This is a genomic window from Pseudomonas sp. AP3_22 TE3818, assembly GCF_053628995.1.
Genome location: NZ_JBRJHL010000001.1, coordinates 4,137,490 through 4,154,997 on the forward strand (window position 1 = coordinate 4,137,490; position 17,508 = coordinate 4,154,997).

The 17,508-nt window shown below is 62.3% G+C and carries 17 protein-coding genes and 1 pseudogene; 8 read left to right on the plus strand and 10 right to left on the minus strand.

What is annotated here, in order from left to right:
- Positions 1 to 84: 84 nt before the first annotated feature.
- Both AB7M25_RS18630 and AB7M25_RS18635 read right to left on the minus strand, forming a co-directional pair.
- Complete coding sequence (locus AB7M25_RS18630; protein ID WP_258681476.1) at positions 85 to 1,125, minus strand: GGDEF domain-containing protein; 1,041 nt, start codon at positions 1,123 to 1,125, stop codon at positions 85 to 87.
- A 510-nt stretch (positions 1,126 to 1,635) separates the two neighbouring features.
- Entirely contained in the window at positions 1,636 to 2,676 is a 1,041-nt protein-coding gene (locus AB7M25_RS18635) for an ABC transporter substrate-binding protein (protein WP_116581759.1), read from the minus strand.
- Between AB7M25_RS18635 and AB7M25_RS18640 the strand changes: the two genes are divergently transcribed.
- Complete coding sequence (locus tag AB7M25_RS18640; protein WP_454237808.1) at positions 2,675 to 2,830, plus strand: hypothetical protein; 156 nt, start codon at positions 2,675 to 2,677, stop codon at positions 2,828 to 2,830. The two genes, AB7M25_RS18635 and AB7M25_RS18640, sit on opposite strands and share 2 nt — an antisense overlap.
- A 29-nt stretch (positions 2,831 to 2,859) precedes the next feature.
- Here AB7M25_RS18640 and argE read toward each other — a convergent pair whose 3' ends face one another.
- Genes argE through AB7M25_RS18660 form a run of 4 tightly spaced genes read right to left on the minus strand, consistent with a single transcriptional unit; the run spans position 2,860 to position 6,469 of the window.
- Positions 2,860 to 4,020, minus strand: coding sequence for an acetylornithine deacetylase (gene argE, locus AB7M25_RS18645; RefSeq protein WP_454237809.1), 1,161 nt, complete (start codon positions 4,018 to 4,020; stop codon positions 2,860 to 2,862).
- Positions 4,013 to 4,687, minus strand: a complete 675-nt coding sequence (locus AB7M25_RS18650) for a DUF1028 domain-containing protein (protein ID WP_429387817.1) — start codon at positions 4,685 to 4,687, stop codon at positions 4,013 to 4,015. The genes argE and AB7M25_RS18650 overlap by 8 nt, the downstream gene beginning before the upstream one ends.
- A 10-nt stretch (positions 4,688 to 4,697) precedes the next feature.
- Positions 4,698 to 5,108, minus strand: a complete 411-nt coding sequence (locus tag AB7M25_RS18655) for a RidA family protein (RefSeq protein WP_003201555.1) — start codon at positions 5,106 to 5,108, stop codon at positions 4,698 to 4,700.
- Positions 5,108 to 6,469, minus strand: a complete 1,362-nt coding sequence (locus tag AB7M25_RS18660) for a flavin-containing monooxygenase (protein ID WP_429561701.1) — start codon at positions 6,467 to 6,469, stop codon at positions 5,108 to 5,110. Before AB7M25_RS18660 ends, AB7M25_RS18655 begins: the two co-directional genes overlap by 1 nt.
- 274 nt (positions 6,470 to 6,743) lie before the next feature.
- Here AB7M25_RS18660 and AB7M25_RS18665 point away from each other — a divergent pair, with 274 nt between their 5' ends.
- Together AB7M25_RS18665 and AB7M25_RS18670 are read left to right on the plus strand one after the other, a co-directional pair.
- Complete coding sequence (locus AB7M25_RS18665) at positions 6,744 to 8,120, plus strand: pyridoxal-phosphate dependent enzyme (RefSeq protein ID WP_429387842.1); 1,377 nt, start codon at positions 6,744 to 6,746, stop codon at positions 8,118 to 8,120.
- Positions 8,117 to 9,295, plus strand: a complete 1,179-nt coding sequence (locus AB7M25_RS18670; RefSeq protein ID WP_454237810.1) for a trans-sulfuration enzyme family protein — start codon at positions 8,117 to 8,119, stop codon at positions 9,293 to 9,295. The genes AB7M25_RS18665 and AB7M25_RS18670 overlap by 4 nt, the downstream gene beginning before the upstream one ends.
- A 266-nt stretch (positions 9,296 to 9,561) precedes the next feature.
- Here the strand turns inward: AB7M25_RS18670 and AB7M25_RS18675 are convergent, their stop codons facing one another.
- From AB7M25_RS18675 to AB7M25_RS18690, 4 genes are read right to left on the minus strand one after another with little or no spacing between them, the layout of a single operon-like run.
- Complete coding sequence (locus AB7M25_RS18675; RefSeq protein ID WP_454237811.1) at positions 9,562 to 10,176, minus strand: hypothetical protein; 615 nt, start codon at positions 10,174 to 10,176, stop codon at positions 9,562 to 9,564.
- A complete protein-coding gene (locus AB7M25_RS18680) occupies positions 10,173 to 10,790 on the minus strand; it encodes a hypothetical protein (RefSeq protein ID WP_454237812.1) in 618 nt (205 codons plus the stop codon). The genes AB7M25_RS18675 and AB7M25_RS18680 overlap by 4 nt, the downstream gene beginning before the upstream one ends.
- Positions 10,791 to 10,840: 50 nt before the next feature.
- Positions 10,841 to 11,455 (minus strand): hypothetical protein, encoded by a 615-nt coding sequence (locus AB7M25_RS18685; RefSeq protein WP_454237813.1) that lies wholly within the window; start codon positions 11,453 to 11,455, stop codon positions 10,841 to 10,843.
- Entirely contained in the window at positions 11,452 to 12,915 is a 1,464-nt protein-coding gene (locus AB7M25_RS18690) for a PAAR domain-containing protein (RefSeq protein WP_454237814.1), read from the minus strand. The genes AB7M25_RS18685 and AB7M25_RS18690 overlap by 4 nt, the downstream gene beginning before the upstream one ends.
- A 327-nt stretch (positions 12,916 to 13,242) precedes the next feature.
- Between AB7M25_RS18690 and AB7M25_RS18695 the strand changes: the two genes are divergently transcribed.
- From AB7M25_RS18695 to phnE, 5 genes and pseudogenes are all read left to right on the plus strand, one after another.
- Entirely contained in the window at positions 13,243 to 13,374 is a 132-nt protein-coding gene (locus tag AB7M25_RS18695; RefSeq protein ID WP_454237815.1) for a hypothetical protein, read from the plus strand.
- A gap of 138 nt (positions 13,375 to 13,512) precedes the next feature.
- A complete protein-coding gene (locus AB7M25_RS18700; RefSeq protein WP_007977824.1) occupies positions 13,513 to 14,364 on the plus strand; it encodes a putative selenate ABC transporter substrate-binding protein in 852 nt (283 codons plus the stop codon).
- Entirely contained in the window at positions 14,361 to 15,158 is a 798-nt protein-coding gene (locus AB7M25_RS18705) for a phosphonate ABC transporter ATP-binding protein (RefSeq protein ID WP_429387859.1), read from the plus strand. Before AB7M25_RS18700 ends, AB7M25_RS18705 begins: the two co-directional genes overlap by 4 nt.
- Positions 15,152 to 15,980: pseudogene (locus tag AB7M25_RS18710) on the plus strand (PhnE/PtxC family ABC transporter permease). The gene AB7M25_RS18705 and the pseudogene AB7M25_RS18710 overlap by 7 nt, the downstream one beginning before the upstream one ends.
- Positions 15,977 to 16,744: a phosphonate ABC transporter, permease protein PhnE gene (phnE, locus tag AB7M25_RS18715; protein ID WP_429387864.1), complete on the plus strand. Its 768-nt coding sequence runs from the start codon at positions 15,977 to 15,979 to the stop codon at positions 16,742 to 16,744. The pseudogene AB7M25_RS18710 and the gene phnE overlap by 4 nt, the downstream one beginning before the upstream one ends.
- Positions 16,745 to 17,508: the final 764 nt, after the last annotated feature.

Here is a 17,508-nt window from a genome sequence, read left to right on the forward strand (position 1 = left end):
GGCCGATGGAAGGAGCAACAAACAACCTTGTGGCGAGGGAGCTTGCTCCCTCGCCACAGGTGCTGGGGTTCGTCCTTTAAGGGGTTACTGTCGTACGAGGTTGCGCCCGTTGCGCTTGGCCTGGTACAGCGCGTCGTCGGCGCGGGTCAGCAGGCTTTCCGGTGTGTCGCCGGGTTGTGCATGGGCCACGCCGAACGACGCGGTGATGGTGTCCAGCACGGTATCAGTGCCCCGGGCCTTGACCCGCAGCGACTGGATTTTCAGACGCAGCCGCTCGGCAAACGCAGCCGCAGCCGCCAGATCCGGGCAGTCCTTGAGCACCACGCAGAACTCCTCACCGCCATAACGCGCCGCGAACGCTTCGCCCGACAGCGAGTCACGCAACACCCGGGCAACATGCTGGAGAACACGGTCCCCCAACGGATGGCCGTACTGATCGTTGAATTGCTTGAAGTGGTCGATATCCAGCATCACCAGCGCCACACCGGACGCCGATTCATTCATCGCCTGTTCAAGCTTGCGGTTGAAGGTGCTGCGGTTGAGCAATTCGGTGAGGCCATCGAGGGTCGCGGCCAGTTGGGCACGCTCCAGCTTGTCGCGCAGGCTTTTGATCTCGTGTTGCGCCGACTGCAACTGGGCGAGGAAGTGTTCCTGCTGCCCCTGCATCAGCCGGGTGCTCTGCTGCAGCTGGATTAGGATGCTCGGCAAGCGCTCGCTGGCCGGCTCTTCGAGCATTTGCAGGTACTGGCCAAGGCTGGCCTGGAAGTTCTGGTTACCCTTCACGCTGCGCGAGACATCGCGTTCCATGTCGTCGACCAGGTTGATCGCGTCCTGCTGCCCGGAACGGGCGTCCGCCAGTTCGTCGCGGATGATGTACTCGCGAAACAGCCTGGCCGCCGACTCCGGCGGGAAAGAGTCGAAATCGTTGACCACCCGGTCCAGGTGCCGATTGAGTTCCGGCTCCTGGCCCTTGCTGTAGGTGTACCAGAGCGCGTAGTGCACCGGGTTGGGCGGAATGTTGTGACGAACCATCAGCGGCACTGCCTGCTTGAGCAACGCCGCTGCCTCACGGGAATCTTCTGGATACAGCGCTAGAACAGTCGCACGCGTGTCGGATTGGCTCATGGCTTCACTGTGGTTGTTTATCATTGGCGATCGGCAGGCTCGCTGAGCATAACCATACGCCCGACAAACGGCTATCCCGAATTACAGCCGTATTTCAACCTGGCCGAGGTATCGCACTGGGAGAGGAATTGCTCGCGAAGACGGCGGCACCTCCAGCATCGATGTGACTGACATACCGCTTTCGCGAGCAAGCCCGCTCCCACAGGGTTCTGTGCTTTACCTGCCTAACATCACCACTGCGCGAAGGCTGCAAAGCTTGAGCCTGAGGTATTGCACCAGGCTTTTTGTGGGAGCGGGCTTGCCCGCTCCCACAGGGTCCTGCGTTTTAACTGACTACCATCAGCACTGCGCGAAGGCGGCAACGCTACAACCCGAGGTATCGCACTGTTTTTTGTGGGAGCGGGCTTGCCCGCGAAGAGGCCGGCACAAGCAACATTAATGTTGACTGGCCCACCGCCTTCGCGAGCAAGCCCGCTCTCACAGGGGTTTGTGTCGCTACACGATTGTGTATCAGCGCGCAGCCCAGGCATTGAAGCGCTGTTCCAGCTCTTCGCCATGGTCGACCCAGAACTCTGCGTCCACCGCCCGCGCGCCGGCCAGGTTGGCCTCGGCGGTTGGCAGTTGCTCCTGCACGTCCTTGGGCAGCAGCGGCAAGGTCTGGCGATGCACCGGCCCGTAAGGGATGTTTTCCGAGAAGACTTTTTGTGTCTGCGGCTGGCTGGCGAACGCAATGAAGTTTTCCGCCAGCGCCTTGTTCGGCGTGCCTTTGACCACCGCCCAGTATTCCGGGTCGTACAGGCTTTGCGGCCAGACGATGCTCAGCTTCATGCCTTCCTTTTGCGCCGAGGCGATCCGGCCGTTGTAGGCCGCGCTCATCACCACGTCGCCGGCCACCAGCCATTGCGCCGGCTGCGCGCCCGCCTCCCACCACTGGATGTTCGGCTTGATCTGGTCGAGCTTGGCAAAGGCCCGGGTCACGCCTTGCGGGGTATTCAGGACCTTGTAAATGTCGTCCGCCTTGACGCCGTCGGCCAGCAAGGCGATTTCCAGGGTGTACTTGGCGCTCTTGCGCAGGCCGCGCTTGCCCGGGAAGTCGGCGACGTTCCAGAAGTCCGCCCAGGATTGCGGCGCCTTCGCCTGCTTGCTCTGGTCATAGGCCATGACCATCGACCAGACGTAAGTGGCCACCCCGCATTCGGTCAGCGCACCGGGCACGAAGTTCGCCGAATCACCGAAGCGCCCGGCGTCGAGCTTCTCGAACAGGCCCTCCTCGCAGCCTCGCAATAGCTCGGGGCTTTCGACTTCCACCACGTCCCAGCTGGTGTGACCGGCCGAGACCATGGCCTTGATCTTCGACAGCTCGCCGTTGTACTCACCGGCGATGATGTTGCCCGCGCCGCTGGCGTTGAAGGGCTGAAAGTAGGCTTTATCCTGGGCCTGTTTGGTAGCACCACCGAAGGAAATCACGGTGAGGTCCTGGGGGGCCGCCCACACACTGGCACTCAACAACGCCAGGGCAAACGGAACACTGCAACGCAAGGATCTGGACATGGATCGCTTCCTCGAAAGTATGGGTTCGCATACTGACCAATGCCGATTCGTCTCCTGTAGGAGCCGGCTTGCCGGCGATGGCGGCGGATCGGTCAAAACCGATGTCGCCTGCCAAATCGCTATCGCCGGCAAGCCGGCTCCTACAGGTGATTGACCGGAATCAGCCCTGTTGACCCATTGTTGTTATTGCTCACTCAGATACACCGCCAGGCGATCCATCAGGCGGTCACAGGCCGCCATCTGATCGACGCTGACAAATTCATCGGGCTTGTGCCCCTGGTCCATGCTGCCGGGACCGCAGACCACGGTCGCAATCCCGGCCTGATTGAACAGCCCGCCTTCGGTGCCAAAGGCCACGGTGCCGAAATCATCGCTGCCGCACAGCTCGGCAATCAGCCGGGCGGCGGCGCTGTCGGCGGGTGTCGCCAGGCCCGGATAGGCCGAGATTTTTTCAAAGCGGATCGCGGTATCGGTGTCCACGGCCTGCATGGCCGGCAGCAATGTCTGCTCGGCGTAGTCCTGCAGCTCATCGACGACCACTTGCGGGGCGAAGTCCGGCAAGGCGCGGATCTCGAAATCGAAACGGCAGTCCGCTGGCACGATGTTCAGCGCCGTACCGCCCTGGATCACGCCGACCTGCACGGTCGAGAACGCCGGATCGAAGCGCTTGTCGTGCAATGACGGCCGGGCCAGGGTGGCGCCGATGTCGCCCAGCCGACCGATCAGGCGCGCGGCCTGCTCGATGGCATTGACCCCATAAGGCGCGTAGGCCGAATGACAGGCCGCACCACGCACGTGGCAACGCATCGCCAGCTTGCCCTTGTGGCCGAGCACCGGCTTGAGCTCGGTCGGCTCGCCGATCAAACACAACGCCGGAGCCGGAATGCGTTGGGGCAACACCTCCAGCAAACCGCGCACGCCAAGGCAGCCGACCTCTTCGTCATAGGAAAACGCCAAATGCACCGGGCGCTTCAAAGGGCTGGCGAGAAACACCGGCACGGCGGCCAGCACCGAGGCCAGATAGCCTTTCATGTCCGCGGTGCCGCGACCGTAAAGCTTGCCGCCCGCCTCGCTCAGGCTGAACGGCTCGACCGTCCACGCCTGGCCGTCCACCGGCACCACGTCGGTGTGACCCGACAGCACGATGCCGCCGGCCACGCTCGGGCCGACCGTGGCCAACAGATTGGCCTTGGTCCGCTCGGCGTTGTAGATCAGTTCGCACGCCACGCCCAGTCCGTGCAGGTAGTCACGCACGAACTCGATCAGCTCAAGGTTCGAGTCGCGGCTGACCGTGGCGAACCCGATCAATCGCGCGAGCATGGCGCGGCTGCGCAACTCACTCATCGCCGGGCACTCCATACGCGGGGGCCAGGGTCGGATTGAGCGCGCGGGTCAGGTAGTCCTGCAATTGCGGCTCGTAGGCCGTCCACAGTTTGCCCAGCTCGCCAATCGGGTTTTCATCGGCCCAATCCACCCGCAGGTCGACCATCGGCCAGGTCAGGTCACCGACCACCGACAACGCCGCCGAGTGCACCGCGCCCGCTTCACCGCCAGCGTCCTGCCCGGCCTGCAAGGCGTTCATCAGGCGGGTGGCGAGGCAGCCTTCGCTGTTTTCGAAGGCCGCGACCATCGCCTCGATCACCTCACTGTTGGCCAGCAGATTGCCGGCTGCCACGCATTGGTCTCCGGCCACCGCGTTGTTGATGCCCAGTGCATGGTTGCCGCTGAACACCGCCGTACGCCCGTGGGCATCCACCACCGCCACCTGGCGGTACTGGCTGTAGCCGTTGCGGGTCAATGAGTGGTCCAGCGCCTGGGGCGGCGCCGAGCCGTTGGCCAGTTCATCGAGGATCTGCGGGCCGAGGGCCGGCAGTGTGATGTTCTGGCTCGACACCGCGCCAACCCCGGCCCGCAGCCAGGGGCAGCGCGCGCCGACGGCGATGCTCGAAGAACTGATGGCAATGCCCAACTGGCCGGTCTCGGCGCAGCGACCCACGATGGAAAAAGTCATGGCGAAGTCCTTATTCAGGGATAACGGCAATCACGTCGATTTCCATCAGCCACTGCGGCTGGCCGAGGGCACTGACCACCAGCCCGGTGGAAATCGGAAACACACCCTTGAGCCACTTGCCGACTTCCTGGTACACCGGCTCGCGATAGCGCGGGTCGATCAGGTAGGTGGTGGTCTTGACGATGTGGCTCAGGTCGCTGCCCGCCTCTTCCAGCAACTGCTTGACGTTGCGCATGGCCTGTTCGGCCTGGGCGCGCGGATCACCGAGGCCCACCAGTTGACCGTTGAAATCGGTGCCGACCTGACCACGGACATACACGGTATTGCCGGCGCGCACGGCCTGGCACAAATCGTTGTCCAGCGTCTGGTTCGGGTAGGTGTCTTTGGTGTTGAACATGCGGATGCGGGTATGAGTAGGCATTAACGAACTCCCATGAGGCTGGCTTTCTGAACAGGTGCACGGGCGGCGTCGGCTTGACGCTGGGTCGCATCCCGATAGTTGAAATAGGTGTGCTGTTTAACGATGTGATCGGCGATGTGCTTGGCGTCGTGCCAAACGCCCCAGATGAACGCGGAGCCACGACGGGACTGCCACGGCAACCCGACGAAATACACCCCCGGCTCGGCCGACACGCCGCGCTGGTGCTGCGGTTTGCCGTTGTCCTTGAAGGCATCGACCTTCAGCCAGCTGTAGTCGGTGGAATAACCGGTGGCCCAGATGATGGTGGTCACGCCGGCCTTGACCAGGTCCAGTTCAAGGATCGGCTGGGTCACGCAATCCGGATCGGCCAGCATGGCCCGGGCTTGCGGCTCCAGCGGCAGGTCGAGGCCGTTGCGCTCGATATAGGCGTCGGCCTTGTCGAGCAACGCGAGGTAGTTTTCATCGCCACGGCGGATGTTGTCAGCGAGGTTGTCTTCAAAACTGACCACCGCACCATTGAACGATTGAGTCAGGCCGACCAGGGTCATGCCCTGATGCGCCAGGCGACGGAAGTCCACGGTGTGGCCGCCGCGGGCACCGCTGACGGCGATGGTCACGTGTTCCTTGCCCGGTTGCATGGCCTCGGCATCCCACTCGCCCAGCACCCCCAGCCACCAGCAGAAATCGCGGTTGCGATAGGCGCGCGGCGGACGGTCGTGGGCGCCGACCGAGAGGTAGACCTGTTTGCCGGAACGTTGCAGCTCATCGGCGATCTGCACGCCCGACGACCCGGCGCCCACCACCAGCACCGCACCTTCGGCCAGTTGCTGCGGGTTGTAGTACTGGGCGGAGTGAATCTGGCTGATGCCGGCCATTGGCGGGGCAATCGGCGGAATGGCCGGACGCTGGAACGGGCCGGTGGCGACCACCACGTTGCGGGCCTCGATCACGCCGTCAGAGGTTTCAACGGTGAAACCCGGACGGTCGGCATTACGTTGTACGCTCTTGACTTCAACACCGGTGCGGATCGGCGCGTTGAACTTGCGGGCGTAGGCTTCGAAGTACTCGGCCACCTGCTCTTTGCCGGCGAAGGCGTCCGGGTCCAGGCCGTCGAATTCCAGGCCCGGGAAGCGGTCGTGCCAGGCAGGACCGTTGGCCACCAGCGAATCCCAGCGACCGGTGCGCCAGGCTTCGGCGATACGGTTGCGCTCCAGCACGAGGTGGGGCACACCGAGTTTGCTCAGGTGTTCACTCATGGCCACGCCGGCCTGGCCGGCGCCAACAACAAGCGTATCAATTGCGGTTTTATCAACTGTCATGGCTGTGCACTTCTGAAAGGTGGTTTGATTCAGGTCGGTCATGGCTGCCGCCTCGATTCTGATCACTGTTGTTCTTCTGCTGCGGCTATCGGTATCAGGGTGTTGGCCGCATTCTGTTCGGAGCCGGGCATTAGCGAAATTATGTTTTTTGTGGTTGCTGGCGAGGAAAAAGCGTCGAGGTGACCGGCTGGCCGTGCAAGGTTGCGGTCGACCCGATCCCGGCCTATGGTCCAAGCGATGCATTGCCCGCGACCGGCGCGAAGACCCGGCGCGGATTGCTGTCCATCCAGTGCGGATCCACGCAAGGAGTGATGACATGCCCGACTATTCCCGTCCTGCCGTACTCGAACTGATTGGCAATACCCCGCTGGTACGCGTCAGCCGGTTCGATACCGGTCCCTGCACGCTGTTTCTCAAGCTCGAATCACAGAACCCCGGCGGCTCGATCAAGGACCGCATCGGTCTGGCCATGATCGACACCGCCGAACGCGATGGCCGCCTCAGGCCCGGCGGCACCATCGTCGAAGCCACCGCCGGCAACACTGGCCTGGGCCTGGCCCTGGTCGGCCGCGCCAAGGGCTATCGCGTAGTGCTGGTGGTGCCGGACAAGATGTCCACCGAGAAGGTCTTGCACCTCAAGGCCATGGGCGCCGAGGTGCACATCACCCGCTCCGATGTCGGCAAGGGCCATCCCGAGTACTACCAGGATGTCGCCGCACGACTGGCGGCGGAAATTCCCGATGCGTTCTTCGCCGACCAGTTCAACAACCCGGCCAACCCGCTGGCCCACGAATGCAGCACCGCGCCGGAGATCTGGGCACAGACCCAGCATGATGTGGACGCCATCGTCGTCGGCGTTGGATCGGCCGGCACCCTCACCGGCCTGACCCGCTTCTTCAAACGGGTGCAGCCGGACCTGGAAATGGTCCTGGCCGACCCGGTCGGTTCGGTGATGGCCGAATACAGCCGCGGTGCCCCCCTCCCCACCCCCGGGTCCTGGGCAGTGGAGGGCATCGGCGAAGACTTCATCCCGTCGATTGCCGACCTGTCCAGCGTGCGCCACGCCTATTCGATCAGCGATGAAGAAAGCTTCGACCATGCCCGCCAGTTGCTGCGCGCAGAAGGCATTCTCGGCGGCTCATCGACCGGCACCTTGCTGGCGGCGGCACTGCGTTACTGCCGCGAACAGACCCAGCCGAAACGGGTGGTGAGCTTCGTCTGCGACACCGGTACGCGTTACCTGTCGAAGGTCTACAACGACCAGTGGATGAACGATCAGGGCCTGCTGCAACGCAAGCACTACGGCGACCTGCGCGACCTGATCGCGCGGCGTTTCGAGGATGGCCGGGTGATCAGCGTCGGCCCCGACGACACCCTGCTCACCGCGTTCCAGCGCATGCGTCTGGCGGACGTGTCGCAATTGCCGGTGCTGGTGAAGGGGCAGCAACTGGTCGGCGTGATCGACGAGTCCGACATCCTGCTGGGGGTACATGAGGACGTTGCGCACTTCCGTAAAACCGTGGCCAGCGCCATGACCGACAAACTGCAGACCCTGTCCCCCGCTGCCACCCTGGCGGAACTGGAGGCAGAGCTGGGCCGTGGGCTGGTGGCGATCATCCAGGATGCCTCGGGTTTCCACGGCCTGATTACCCGAACCGACATGCTCAACCATTTGCGGAGATCCCTGCCATGAGTCAACAGGACAAAAACGCCCCGCCTCAGGGCTTCGCCACCCGGGTGATCCATGCAGGGCAAACGCCGGACCCATCGACCGGGGCCTTGATGCCGCCGATCTACGCCAACTCCACCTACCTGCAACAGAGCCCCGGGGTGCACAAGGGCCTCGACTACGGGCGCTCGCACAACCCGACGCGCTGGGCCCTGGAGCGCTGCGTGGCCGACCTCGAAGGCGGCACCCGGGGCTTTGCCTTCGCCTCGGGGCTGGCAACCATTTCCACGGTGCTCGAACTGCTCGATGCCGGTTCGCACGTCGTCTCCGGCAACGACCTGTACGGCGGCACCTTCCGCCTGTTCGACAAGGTGCGCCAGCGTAGCGCCGGGCATCGCTTCAGCTTCGTCGACCTGACCGACCTGGCGGCGTTCGAGGCGTCCCTGCAGGACGACACCCGCATGGTCATGGTCGAGACCCCGAGCAATCCGCTGCTGCGCCTCACCGACCTCGCCGCCATCGCCCGCACCTGCCGCGCGCGCGGCATCATCTGCGTGGCCGACAACACCTTCGCCAGCCCGTGGATCCAGCGCCCGCTGGAACTGGGTTTCGACATCGTGCTGCACTCGACCACCAAATACCTCAACGGCCACTCCGACGTGATCGGCGGCATCGCCGTGGTCGGGCAGAACGCCGAACTGGCCGAGCGGTTGGGCTTTTTGCAAAACGCCGTCGGCGCCATCGCCGGCCCATTCGACGCCTTCCTCACCCTGCGCGGGGTGAAGACCCTGGCCCTGCGCATGGAACGGCATTGCAGCAACGCACTGGAACTGGCGCAGTGGCTGGAGCGTCAGCCACAAGTCTCACGGGTCTACTACCCCGGCCTGCCCTCACACCCGCAGCACGAACTGGCCCAGCGGCAAATGCGCGGCTTCGGCGGGATGATCTCCCTCGACCTCAACAGCGACCTGGCCGGCGCCAAATGCTTCCTCGAGAACGTGCAGATCTTCGCCCTGGCCGAGAGCCTGGGCGGCGTGGAAAGCCTGATCGAACACCCGGCGATCATGACCCACGCCACCATCCCGCCCGATACCCGGGCAGAGCTGGGGATTGGTGATGGGTTGGTGCGGTTGTCGGTGGGGGTTGAGGACGTCGAGGACTTGCGCGCGGATCTGGCGCAGGCGTTGGCAAGGATGTAAGCAACCTCAATGGCAGGACACCGCAAAACCTGTGGGAGCGGGCTTGCTCGCGAAGACGGCGGCACATCCAACATCGATGTGACTGACACACCGCTTTCGCGAGCAAGCCCGCTCCCACACTTGAATGTCTGTCAGGCAAAAATTGGCTGTTGACCAGAGATCCCCTGTGGGAGCTTGCTCGCGATGGCGGTGGATCAGTCGGCAAAGTAGCAGACTGACACACCGCTTTCGGCGGTACACCGCCCAGAGCCAGCTCGCCTACAGGGTCAAGGGTTCGTCCATGGTGTGGCCAGTGCCAGCGTGATGAGGTAGCGCTCTTCTGTGGGGCGGTTCTGGTCCCTGAAACGATTCACTATCAACATCACTTGATACTGGTTGCCCGCATGCCAATAAGTTTTGCCGCCTTTGTTCACGTCCCGTAATTGGGCTCGCCACTGAGGGGTGTCGGCGAATGAAGGGAAGTAATCGACCTTGATGGGGGTCCAGCCAGCGTTTCGCCATTGCTCTTGCAGTTCCAGCACGATCTTGAGGGTGTCATCAAGCAGCAGCGGCTCGATTTGTGGGGACATGCGGACGCTGTTGATTATGTCTTTGTTATAAATAACCGTAAAAAATCGGGCTGGCGGGGTAACGAAACCGTACTGGGGATCAATAAAACGCAGACGCGTATCGGACTTTGGGATATTGAAAGACACATGCCCTGGAATAGCCGGATTGATGGCAGCACTTGAGCGCTGGCGCATTGCCTCGTAAGGCTCGCCAATGAGTAGGGCGATTTCCGGCTCATCCGACAGGACTTCAATCGCCGCCAGCGTCAGGAGGGCCGCGCCTGCCAGTGCCATCGCACCGCGCCGCCAGCCTATGCACTGCAGCAAACTCATTGCACGCCCCGTGATCGGTGGATTCCCAATGTGATGAGGTAGCGTTCCTCCGTGGGACGCTTATTGTCCCTGAAGCGACTGACCACCAGCATCAGTTGATACTTGTCACCGGCTCGCCAATAGGCTTTTTCAACGTTTTTTACTTCACGCAGTCGATCACGCCATTGCGGGGTGTCGGCGAACGATGGGAACTCCTCCGCCCGGATGGGCACCCAGCCGGCGTTGCGCCATTGCTCCTGCAAATCCAGAACGACCTTGAGGGTGTCGTCGAGCAACAGTGGTTCGATTTGTGGGGACATTCGGACACCGTCGATCCGCTGATCGCGGCCGAAACCCACTGTGAAGAAGCGTGCCAGTGGGGTCACAAAACCGAACTGAGGATCAGCGAAACGAAGACGTGCATCAGACTTGGGGGCGTTGAACCAGGAGTGCCCCGGTATGGCAGGGTCGATGCTTGCAGTAGAGCGCTGGCGCATGGTTTCGTAAGGCTCGCCAATCACCAAGGCGATTTCCGGTTCATCCGATAGCACTTCAATCGCTGCCAGCGTCAGGAGGGAAGCGACCGCCATTGCCAAAATGCCACGCCGCCAGCCTGCGCGATGTATCAAATTCATCGCACGCCTCCACCCACGGCGATTGCTGCGTCCGTATTCATAACGCAGGGTCAAGGGTTCGTCCACGGCGTGGCCAGTGCCAGCGTGATGAGGTAGCGCTCTTCCGTGGGGCGCTTGTTGTCCTTGAAGCGATGAACCACCAGCATCACTTGATACTTGTCTTCCGCATGCCAATAGGAGGTGCCGCCTTTGTTCACGTCACGCAATCGGGCTCGCCATTCTGGCGTGTCTGCGAATGGAGGATCTTCCTTGACCCGGATGGGGGTCCAACCGGCTTTGCGCCATTGCTCCTGCAAATCCAGCACGACTTTGAGGGTGTCGTCGAGCAGTAGTGGCTCGATTTGCGGGGACATGCGGACATTGCTGACCCGCTCATCATCGAAACTCACGCTAAAGAAGCGCGCCAATGGGGTTACAAACCCGTATTGAGGGTCTGCGAAGCGCAAGCGAGCATCAGACTCGGGCATCTGGCCCCAATAATGTCCGGGAATGGCTGGATCAATCGACGCACTGGAGCGCTGGCGCATATCTTCCCAAGGCTCGCCAATCACCAACGCAATTTCTGGCTCATCCGACAGGACTTCAATTGCTGCGACTATCAGGAGGGTCGTGACGGCTAGTGCCAACACGACACGGCGCCAGCCCAAGCGGTGCATCATATTCATCGAACGCCCCCACCGACGGCAATCTCCCGAATCGACTGCTCAAGCTGCTCGCGCTTGTCGCTAAGTAGCAAATCATCAAACTGCTGTGCCGCCTTGAGCACGAAGGCCATGCGCTGCTTGATATCGGCCAAGTTGGCAATGGGGTTGTTGCCAAAACCAATGGTTCGTCCGTCCTCGACGGGACGGCACTGACTGGCCAGGGTCAGTTCAATGGCCTGAGCGGCTCCAGAGGGAATATTGGTGACGTAGGAGGCATGGTTGCCGCGCAGCAACCATTGCAGGCCGCTATCGCTGTACATCGCTAGTTGCAGAATATTCTGTTGTTCGTGCCAAGCCAGATGCTCAACACTTTTAGCGATGTTCCCAGCATCAATCGCCTCGAAGGCCAGGAGGATTTCCTTGTGGTCAGTCCCGAACCTCAGCGTTTCCTGTCCGACCGGCCACAGTACCGGATGCTCACCACTCCCATAGATGTCCTTCCGTGAAGCGAGACAATCCTTCAACGCCGCCAACCCCCGCTCCGCATAAAACACATGCAACGGATACACATCCAGGAACAGCGTGGTGTTGCCCATGGCCAACATCTCGTGCACGAACCGGTACATCCGTTGCGCGAGGGGCAGCGCACTGTCGACACCCCAATGGGTGAAGCCCCACACCGGGTTGTCACGGTTGGCCTGTTCGTAGTCGCGCTGGCGCTGTTCAAACTCCCGAATCGTCGCCCGCTTTTCCCGCTCGCTGGGGCTGAGCAAGCCCACCAGCCCTTGCCGGGAGCTGTCCCTCAACTGCTGCATCGCCTCTGTTTCAGCCTGCATCTTCTCGACCGACTCAGCCGCGTGCAGCAGACCACAGCCGACCTGTTTCGAGGCAAAGGCCGCCAGCCCCGCCCACTGAAAACGCTTATCGTGGCGCCACAGCTGCGCGTAGGCGGCATTGATCGCCTTGTTGCGTGCTTTCGGGTCGGTAATCAGCTTGCCGCCAGGCGCCACGACGTTTTCGACCCGTTGCTGGTAGCCGCGCCAGAGGTTCTCGCAGAGCGTTCCCGGACGTTCGCTGAAGGAAGGCGTGGCAGTCTTCGCTGCCGAAGCAGGCCCGGACTGGCGAGGCGAAACCGGATTGGCAGGGGCAGGAGGTGCCGCGGATTGTGGGACGGACCTGGCTGTGGGGGGCGCTGAATCAACCTTCGAGATATAACTGGTTATGGTAATCGAGGGCTCCAGCGTGGCTTTACAGGGACAACTGCTGACACTGTCCAATGAGCCAGCCACCGGCCTGCCGTGACTGTCAATGAACGAGACACCACCCTGGATTTGAAAGAATTCGCTGCTCTTGCCGCAAGACACCCGGTCCCCTTCGCGGGCATGGGCAAAGCCAAACATCGTGATGCGGGTATCGCCCTCCAGCACCTCGCCGCCGCAGCTGGTCTTGTCACCCTTGCGAATGAAATATCCCTTTGCCATTGCTTCAAATCCTTGTGTGTTGATGACTTGAGCGAGTCGCCAGTGCACCCGCCAACGCGCAAATTGCTCCTGCTTCCAGGTGAAAGCGCAGGCATGACAACGTGCGGCGCACAGGTTTAACGCAGGGGTAACAAACGTAAATGGGACGTTTCCGGGATGCATGTAGGAAAAGGGAGAATCAATGGCTATCTGCTACGGTCTTCCGGCGATAAGTGTGAGGGAAACCGTATTTTTCCAGCTGGCACGCGTAATCGTTAACGTGCATCGCGAGCAGGCTCGCTCCTACAGTTTCCCGGGGCACCCCTTGTAGGAGCTGGCTTGCCAGCGATGGTCGTTAACGATTACGCGTGCTGGCTGGATAACCGCGGCGCACTTGAGTCCATCGCCGGCAATCGAGCGTCGACCGGCTGCTCCTACAATTTCCCGGGATTGCGTGAAGAACCCATTTTTGGGCCCTGAGCCTTGTTTCAATGCTGGTCAAGCCCCCAAGAGCCCCTATAATCGCGGCGTTTTCGTCTACCCTCACGAAGCGTCGTGCAGCAATCAGCTTGTGCGGGGCGCATCGACATTTTTCCGCTATTGAACCGGAGAACTTCCATGCTCAAACGTACCCTGGCCTTGGCCGTCGGCCTGACCCTGTCCCTTTCCACCCTGCTGGCACAGGCTGCCGAGACCCTCAAGGTCAGCGCCATTCCCGACGAAGCCCCCACCGAATTGCTGCGCAAGTTCAAGCCACTGGGCGAATACCTGGAGAAGCAACTGGGCATGAAGGTCGAGTTCGTACCGGTGTCCGACTACCCGGCGGTGGTCGAGGCGCTGGCCACTGACCGTATCGACATGGCCTGGCTGGGCGGTTTCACCTTCGTGCAGGCGCGTTTGAAAACCGGCAATGCCATTCCCTTGGTACAGCGTGAGCAGGATGCCCAGTTCACCAGCAAATTCATCACCGCCGACCCGGCCGTCAAATCCCTGGCCGACCTCAAGGGCAAATCCTTCGCCTTCGGCTCGGTCTCGTCGACGTCCGGCAGCCTGATGCCGCGTTATTTCATGCTGCAGGACGGCATCAAGCCGGAAACCTATTTCAGCCGCGTCGGTTACTCCGGCGCCCACGACGCCACGGTCGCCTGGGTTCAGGCCGGCAAAGTGGATGCCGGCGTGCTCAACGCCAGCGTCTGGGAAAAACTGGTCAAGGCCGGCAAGGTCGACACCGACAAGGTCAAGGTCTTCGCCACCACGCCGGCCTACTTCGACTACAACTGGACCGTGCGCGGCACCCTCGACCCGGCCCTTGCCGAGAAAATCAAGGCCGCCTTCCTCGCGCTCGACCCGGCCAACCCGGAGCAAAAGGCGATCCTGGACCTGCAGGCCGCCAGCCGCTTCATCGAGACCAAGCCTGAGAACTACAAGGGCATCGAGGAAGCCGCGCGCGCTGCCGACCTGCTGAAATGACCTTGCATCTGAACCGGGTCAGCCTCACCCACGACACGGGCGTGCGGGCGCTGCATGAGGTCGACCTGCACATCAGCGCCGGTGAGCAGGTGGCGATCATCGGCCCGTCCGGCGCCGGCAAGTCGAGCCTGCTGAACCTGCTGGCCACCGCCCTGCGCCCCGGCAGCGGCACGGTCGAGGTACTCGGCGAACACGCCTGGCAGCTCGGCGCCCGACAGCGCCAACGCCTGCGCGCGCGCATCGGCCTGGTGCATCAGGCGCCGCCACTGCCACCGCGTCAGCGCGTGGTCACGGCGGTGCTGGCCGGCAAACTGGGGCAGTGGGGTTTTGCCAAAAGCCTGCTGAGCCTGTTGCATCCGGTGGATGTGCCCGGCGCACGCGCGGCCCTGCTTAAGCTCGATCTGGGCGACAAGCTGTTCGCCCAGTGCCAGCAATTGTCCGGTGGCCAACTGCAGCGCGTGGGCATTGCCCGCGTGCTGTACCAGGCCCCCGACGTGCTGCTGGCCGATGAGCCGGTGTCGGCGATGGACCCGGTGCTGGCCGGGCACACCCTGTCGATCCTCTGCCGCCACGCCCGTGAACACAAGGTGACCCTGGTCGCCAGCCTGCATGCGGTGGATCTGGCGTTGAGTAATTTCTCTCGCATCATCGGTTTGCGCGACGGCCAGATCCTCTTCGATCTTCCCTCCGCCGACATCGACCACGACTTGCTCGACAAGCTCTACGCCAACGAGCAACTGCAGTCCCCGCCCGCTCCGGTGGCGCCCCTGAGCCTGCAGATTCCCCGATGCTGACGCGCGATACACGAGACCCGGCCACCCTGCCCCGCCTGTTGCTCAGCCTGCTGGCGCTGGCCCTGCTGTGGCCCGGCATCCACTTCAGCGAACTGGACCTGGGCGTGCTGCTCAAGGCCGACAGCCAGAGTGAAATGGGCCGTTTCGTTTCGGCCTTCTGGCCGCCGGCCCATGGCGAAGAGTTCCTCCAGCTGCTGTGGCAAGCCACCTTGCAGACCCTGGCCATCGCCACCGCCGGCATGGCCCTGGCCTTGCTGTTGGCCGTGCCCGCCAGCCTGCTCGCCAGCCGCGCGCTGTCGCTGTCGGCGGCTTCGCGCAGCGGCCGCCCGAGCGCCCTGGGCCGGTTGTTGCGTTGGCCGGGTGCGCGGCTTGCTGATCGTCCTGCGCAGCGTGCCGGAAATCGTCTGGGCCTTGCTGTTCGTGCGCGCCGTCGGCCTTGGCCCGACGGCCGGGGTGCTGGCCATTGCCATCACCTACAGCGGCATGCTGGGCAAGGTCTACGCGGAAATCTTCGAGTCGGTCGACCAGCGCCCCGCCCACTCACTGCTGCAAGCCGGCAGTGGCCGGTTGGCGGCGTTCTGCTATGGCATCCTGCCCAATGTCGCGGCGGAACTGCTGTCGTACACGGTGTACCGCTGGGAATGCGCGATCCGCGCGTCCGTGGTGATGGGCTTCGTTGGCGCCGGCGGGCTGGGCCAGCAGATCGACCTGTCGCTGCGCATGTTCGCCGGCGGTGAAGTGGCGAGCATGCTGCTGACCTTTTTCGTCCTGGTGCTGTTCGCCGACCAGATCAGCCGCCTGATGCGCTGGAGGTTCGCATGAATCGCCTGATCAACCTGCTGCTGATCCTGTGCATCGGCGCCGCGATCGTCGCCTCGTTCCGCTATCTGGGCATCGACCTCGGCGAACTGACGGGCAGCGGAAACCTGAAGCAGATGGGCGCCTACGTGCTGCGCTTTCTCAGCCCGGACCTGAGCGCCAGCCACCTGCAAGCCATCGGCCGTGGCGCCGTGGAAACCATGGCGATGTCGGCCCTCGGCACCCTGCTCGCGGCAGTGTTTGGCCTGCTGCTGGCGCTACCGGCGGCCGGGCGCTTCGGCTGGCTGTTGCAGAGCACGTCGCGACTTGTACTCAATGGCCTGCGCGCCATTCCTGAACTGGTGTGGGCCGCGCTGATGGTGCTGGCCGCCGGACTCGGCCCGAACGCCGGCACCCTGGCACTGGCCATGCACACCACTGGGGTACTCGGCCGCCTGTTCGCCGAAGCGCTGGAAAACACCCCGCCACAACCTGCCGAAGCCATTCGTTTGCAGGGCGGCAACGTGGTATGGGCCTTCTGCTACGGCACCCTGCCCAACCTCTTTCCGCAGCTGCTGGCGTACCTCCTGTACCGCTGGGAAAACAACATCCGCATGGCCAGCGTGCTGGGGTTTGTCGGTGCCGGCGGTTTGGGGCAGATGCTCTATGTCAGCCTCAGCCTGTTCCAGGAGGCTCAGGCCAGCACGGTGATTCTGGCCATGTTGCTGTTGGTGTTTGCTGTTGATGGATTGAGCAGTTGGAGTCGCCAGCGTTGGGTTAAGGCGTGATGGGCAATTGCATGGACTTGTCCTTCCGATTGCATTCGACCTGAGCAGCCATTTATATGGAATTGACCACCACGCTTAATGGCCTTGACCGGTTGAATCCTCAGCCCATAGCTGACGGTGGCGACAACAAAATTCGGCCAGAAGCTGCCGGTCAAGAGTACGGAAAATAATCCTATCCCCCTACCCGCCCCGATCAACACCCACTCCCACGACTACGCTGAAATCTTCCCGAAGAATGCGCGATGCCAAATTCAGATCTACTCTCTTCCCTACTGTTCAAGATCAACGAAAACCAACGCGCTCTCGAGGCGGCCATATTGGAGCTTTAGATAATGTTAATTTGACATTACTCAATCCCCGTATGAAAGGATTCATCAATTGTCCCTGATTAGAGACCTATGGCGCATCGTGGCGGGTCCTGACCCGTACTTGCACCCCGTAAAAAGAGCTCGAAAGCCCTCGTTCCCTACCTCAGGGATGCCCCTGGATCTGCGTAATCTGCCCCTCATCGGCAGTTTCATCGACAACGTAATACTGGTTACCGTCGAGCCCGTCCCTGACAGTGTCGTTTACTGTGGGCTGGCAATGAATTTCGTCGAGCACAGCGGAATCTACATAGGATCAGGACGAATTGTTCGCCTGGAAGGCTCTGGACATGATCGGCAAGCACCGCGACTACAAACTACTTTCGGACAACTGCCATTTGTTTACGGCTACATGCCTGGGTCCACCATTGCCGATATTGACCACATCTTTAGGCGGGG

What these genes read in the sequence shown, in the direction of transcription:
- phnE (WP_429387864.1), top strand. Translation starts at nt 15,977, where the DNA reads ATGAATCGCCTGATCAACCTGCTGCTGATCCTGTGCATCGGCGCCGCG.
- AB7M25_RS18650 (WP_429387817.1), bottom strand. Translation starts at nt 4,687, where the DNA reads ATGACTTTTTCCATCGTGGGTCGCTGCGCCGAGACCGGCCAGTTGGGC.
- AB7M25_RS18655 (WP_003201555.1), bottom strand. Translation starts at nt 5,108, where the DNA reads ATGCCTACTCATACCCGCATCCGCATGTTCAACACCAAAGACACCTAC.
- argE (WP_454237809.1), bottom strand. Translation starts at nt 4,020, where the DNA reads ATGAGTGAGTTGCGCAGCCGCGCCATGCTCGCGCGATTGATCGGGTTC.
- AB7M25_RS18705 (WP_429387859.1), top strand. Translation starts at nt 14,361, where the DNA reads ATGACCTTGCATCTGAACCGGGTCAGCCTCACCCACGACACGGGCGTG.
- AB7M25_RS18690 (WP_454237814.1), bottom strand. Translation starts at nt 12,915, where the DNA reads ATGGCAAAGGGATATTTCATTCGCAAGGGTGACAAGACCAGCTGCGGC.
- AB7M25_RS18700 (WP_007977824.1), top strand. Translation starts at nt 13,513, where the DNA reads ATGCTCAAACGTACCCTGGCCTTGGCCGTCGGCCTGACCCTGTCCCTT.
- AB7M25_RS18675 (WP_454237811.1), bottom strand. Translation starts at nt 10,176, where the DNA reads ATGAGTTTGCTGCAGTGCATAGGCTGGCGGCGCGGTGCGATGGCACTG.
- AB7M25_RS18685 (WP_454237813.1), bottom strand. Translation starts at nt 11,455, where the DNA reads ATGAATATGATGCACCGCTTGGGCTGGCGCCGTGTCGTGTTGGCACTA.
- AB7M25_RS18670 (WP_454237810.1), top strand. Translation starts at nt 8,117, where the DNA reads ATGAGTCAACAGGACAAAAACGCCCCGCCTCAGGGCTTCGCCACCCGG.
- AB7M25_RS18640 (WP_454237808.1), top strand. Translation starts at nt 2,675, where the DNA reads ATGGATCGCTTCCTCGAAAGTATGGGTTCGCATACTGACCAATGCCGA.
- AB7M25_RS18635 (WP_116581759.1), bottom strand. Translation starts at nt 2,676, where the DNA reads ATGTCCAGATCCTTGCGTTGCAGTGTTCCGTTTGCCCTGGCGTTGTTG.
- AB7M25_RS18665 (WP_429387842.1), top strand. Translation starts at nt 6,744, where the DNA reads ATGCCCGACTATTCCCGTCCTGCCGTACTCGAACTGATTGGCAATACC.
- AB7M25_RS18660 (WP_429561701.1), bottom strand. Translation starts at nt 6,469, where the DNA reads ATGACCGACCTGAATCAAACCACCTTTCAGAAGTGCACAGCCATGACA.
- AB7M25_RS18695 (WP_454237815.1), top strand. Translation starts at nt 13,243, where the DNA reads ATGGTCGTTAACGATTACGCGTGCTGGCTGGATAACCGCGGCGCACTT.
- AB7M25_RS18630 (WP_258681476.1), bottom strand. Translation starts at nt 1,125, where the DNA reads ATGAGCCAATCCGACACGCGTGCGACTGTTCTAGCGCTGTATCCAGAA.
- AB7M25_RS18680 (WP_454237812.1), bottom strand. Translation starts at nt 10,790, where the DNA reads ATGAATTTGATACATCGCGCAGGCTGGCGGCGTGGCATTTTGGCAATG.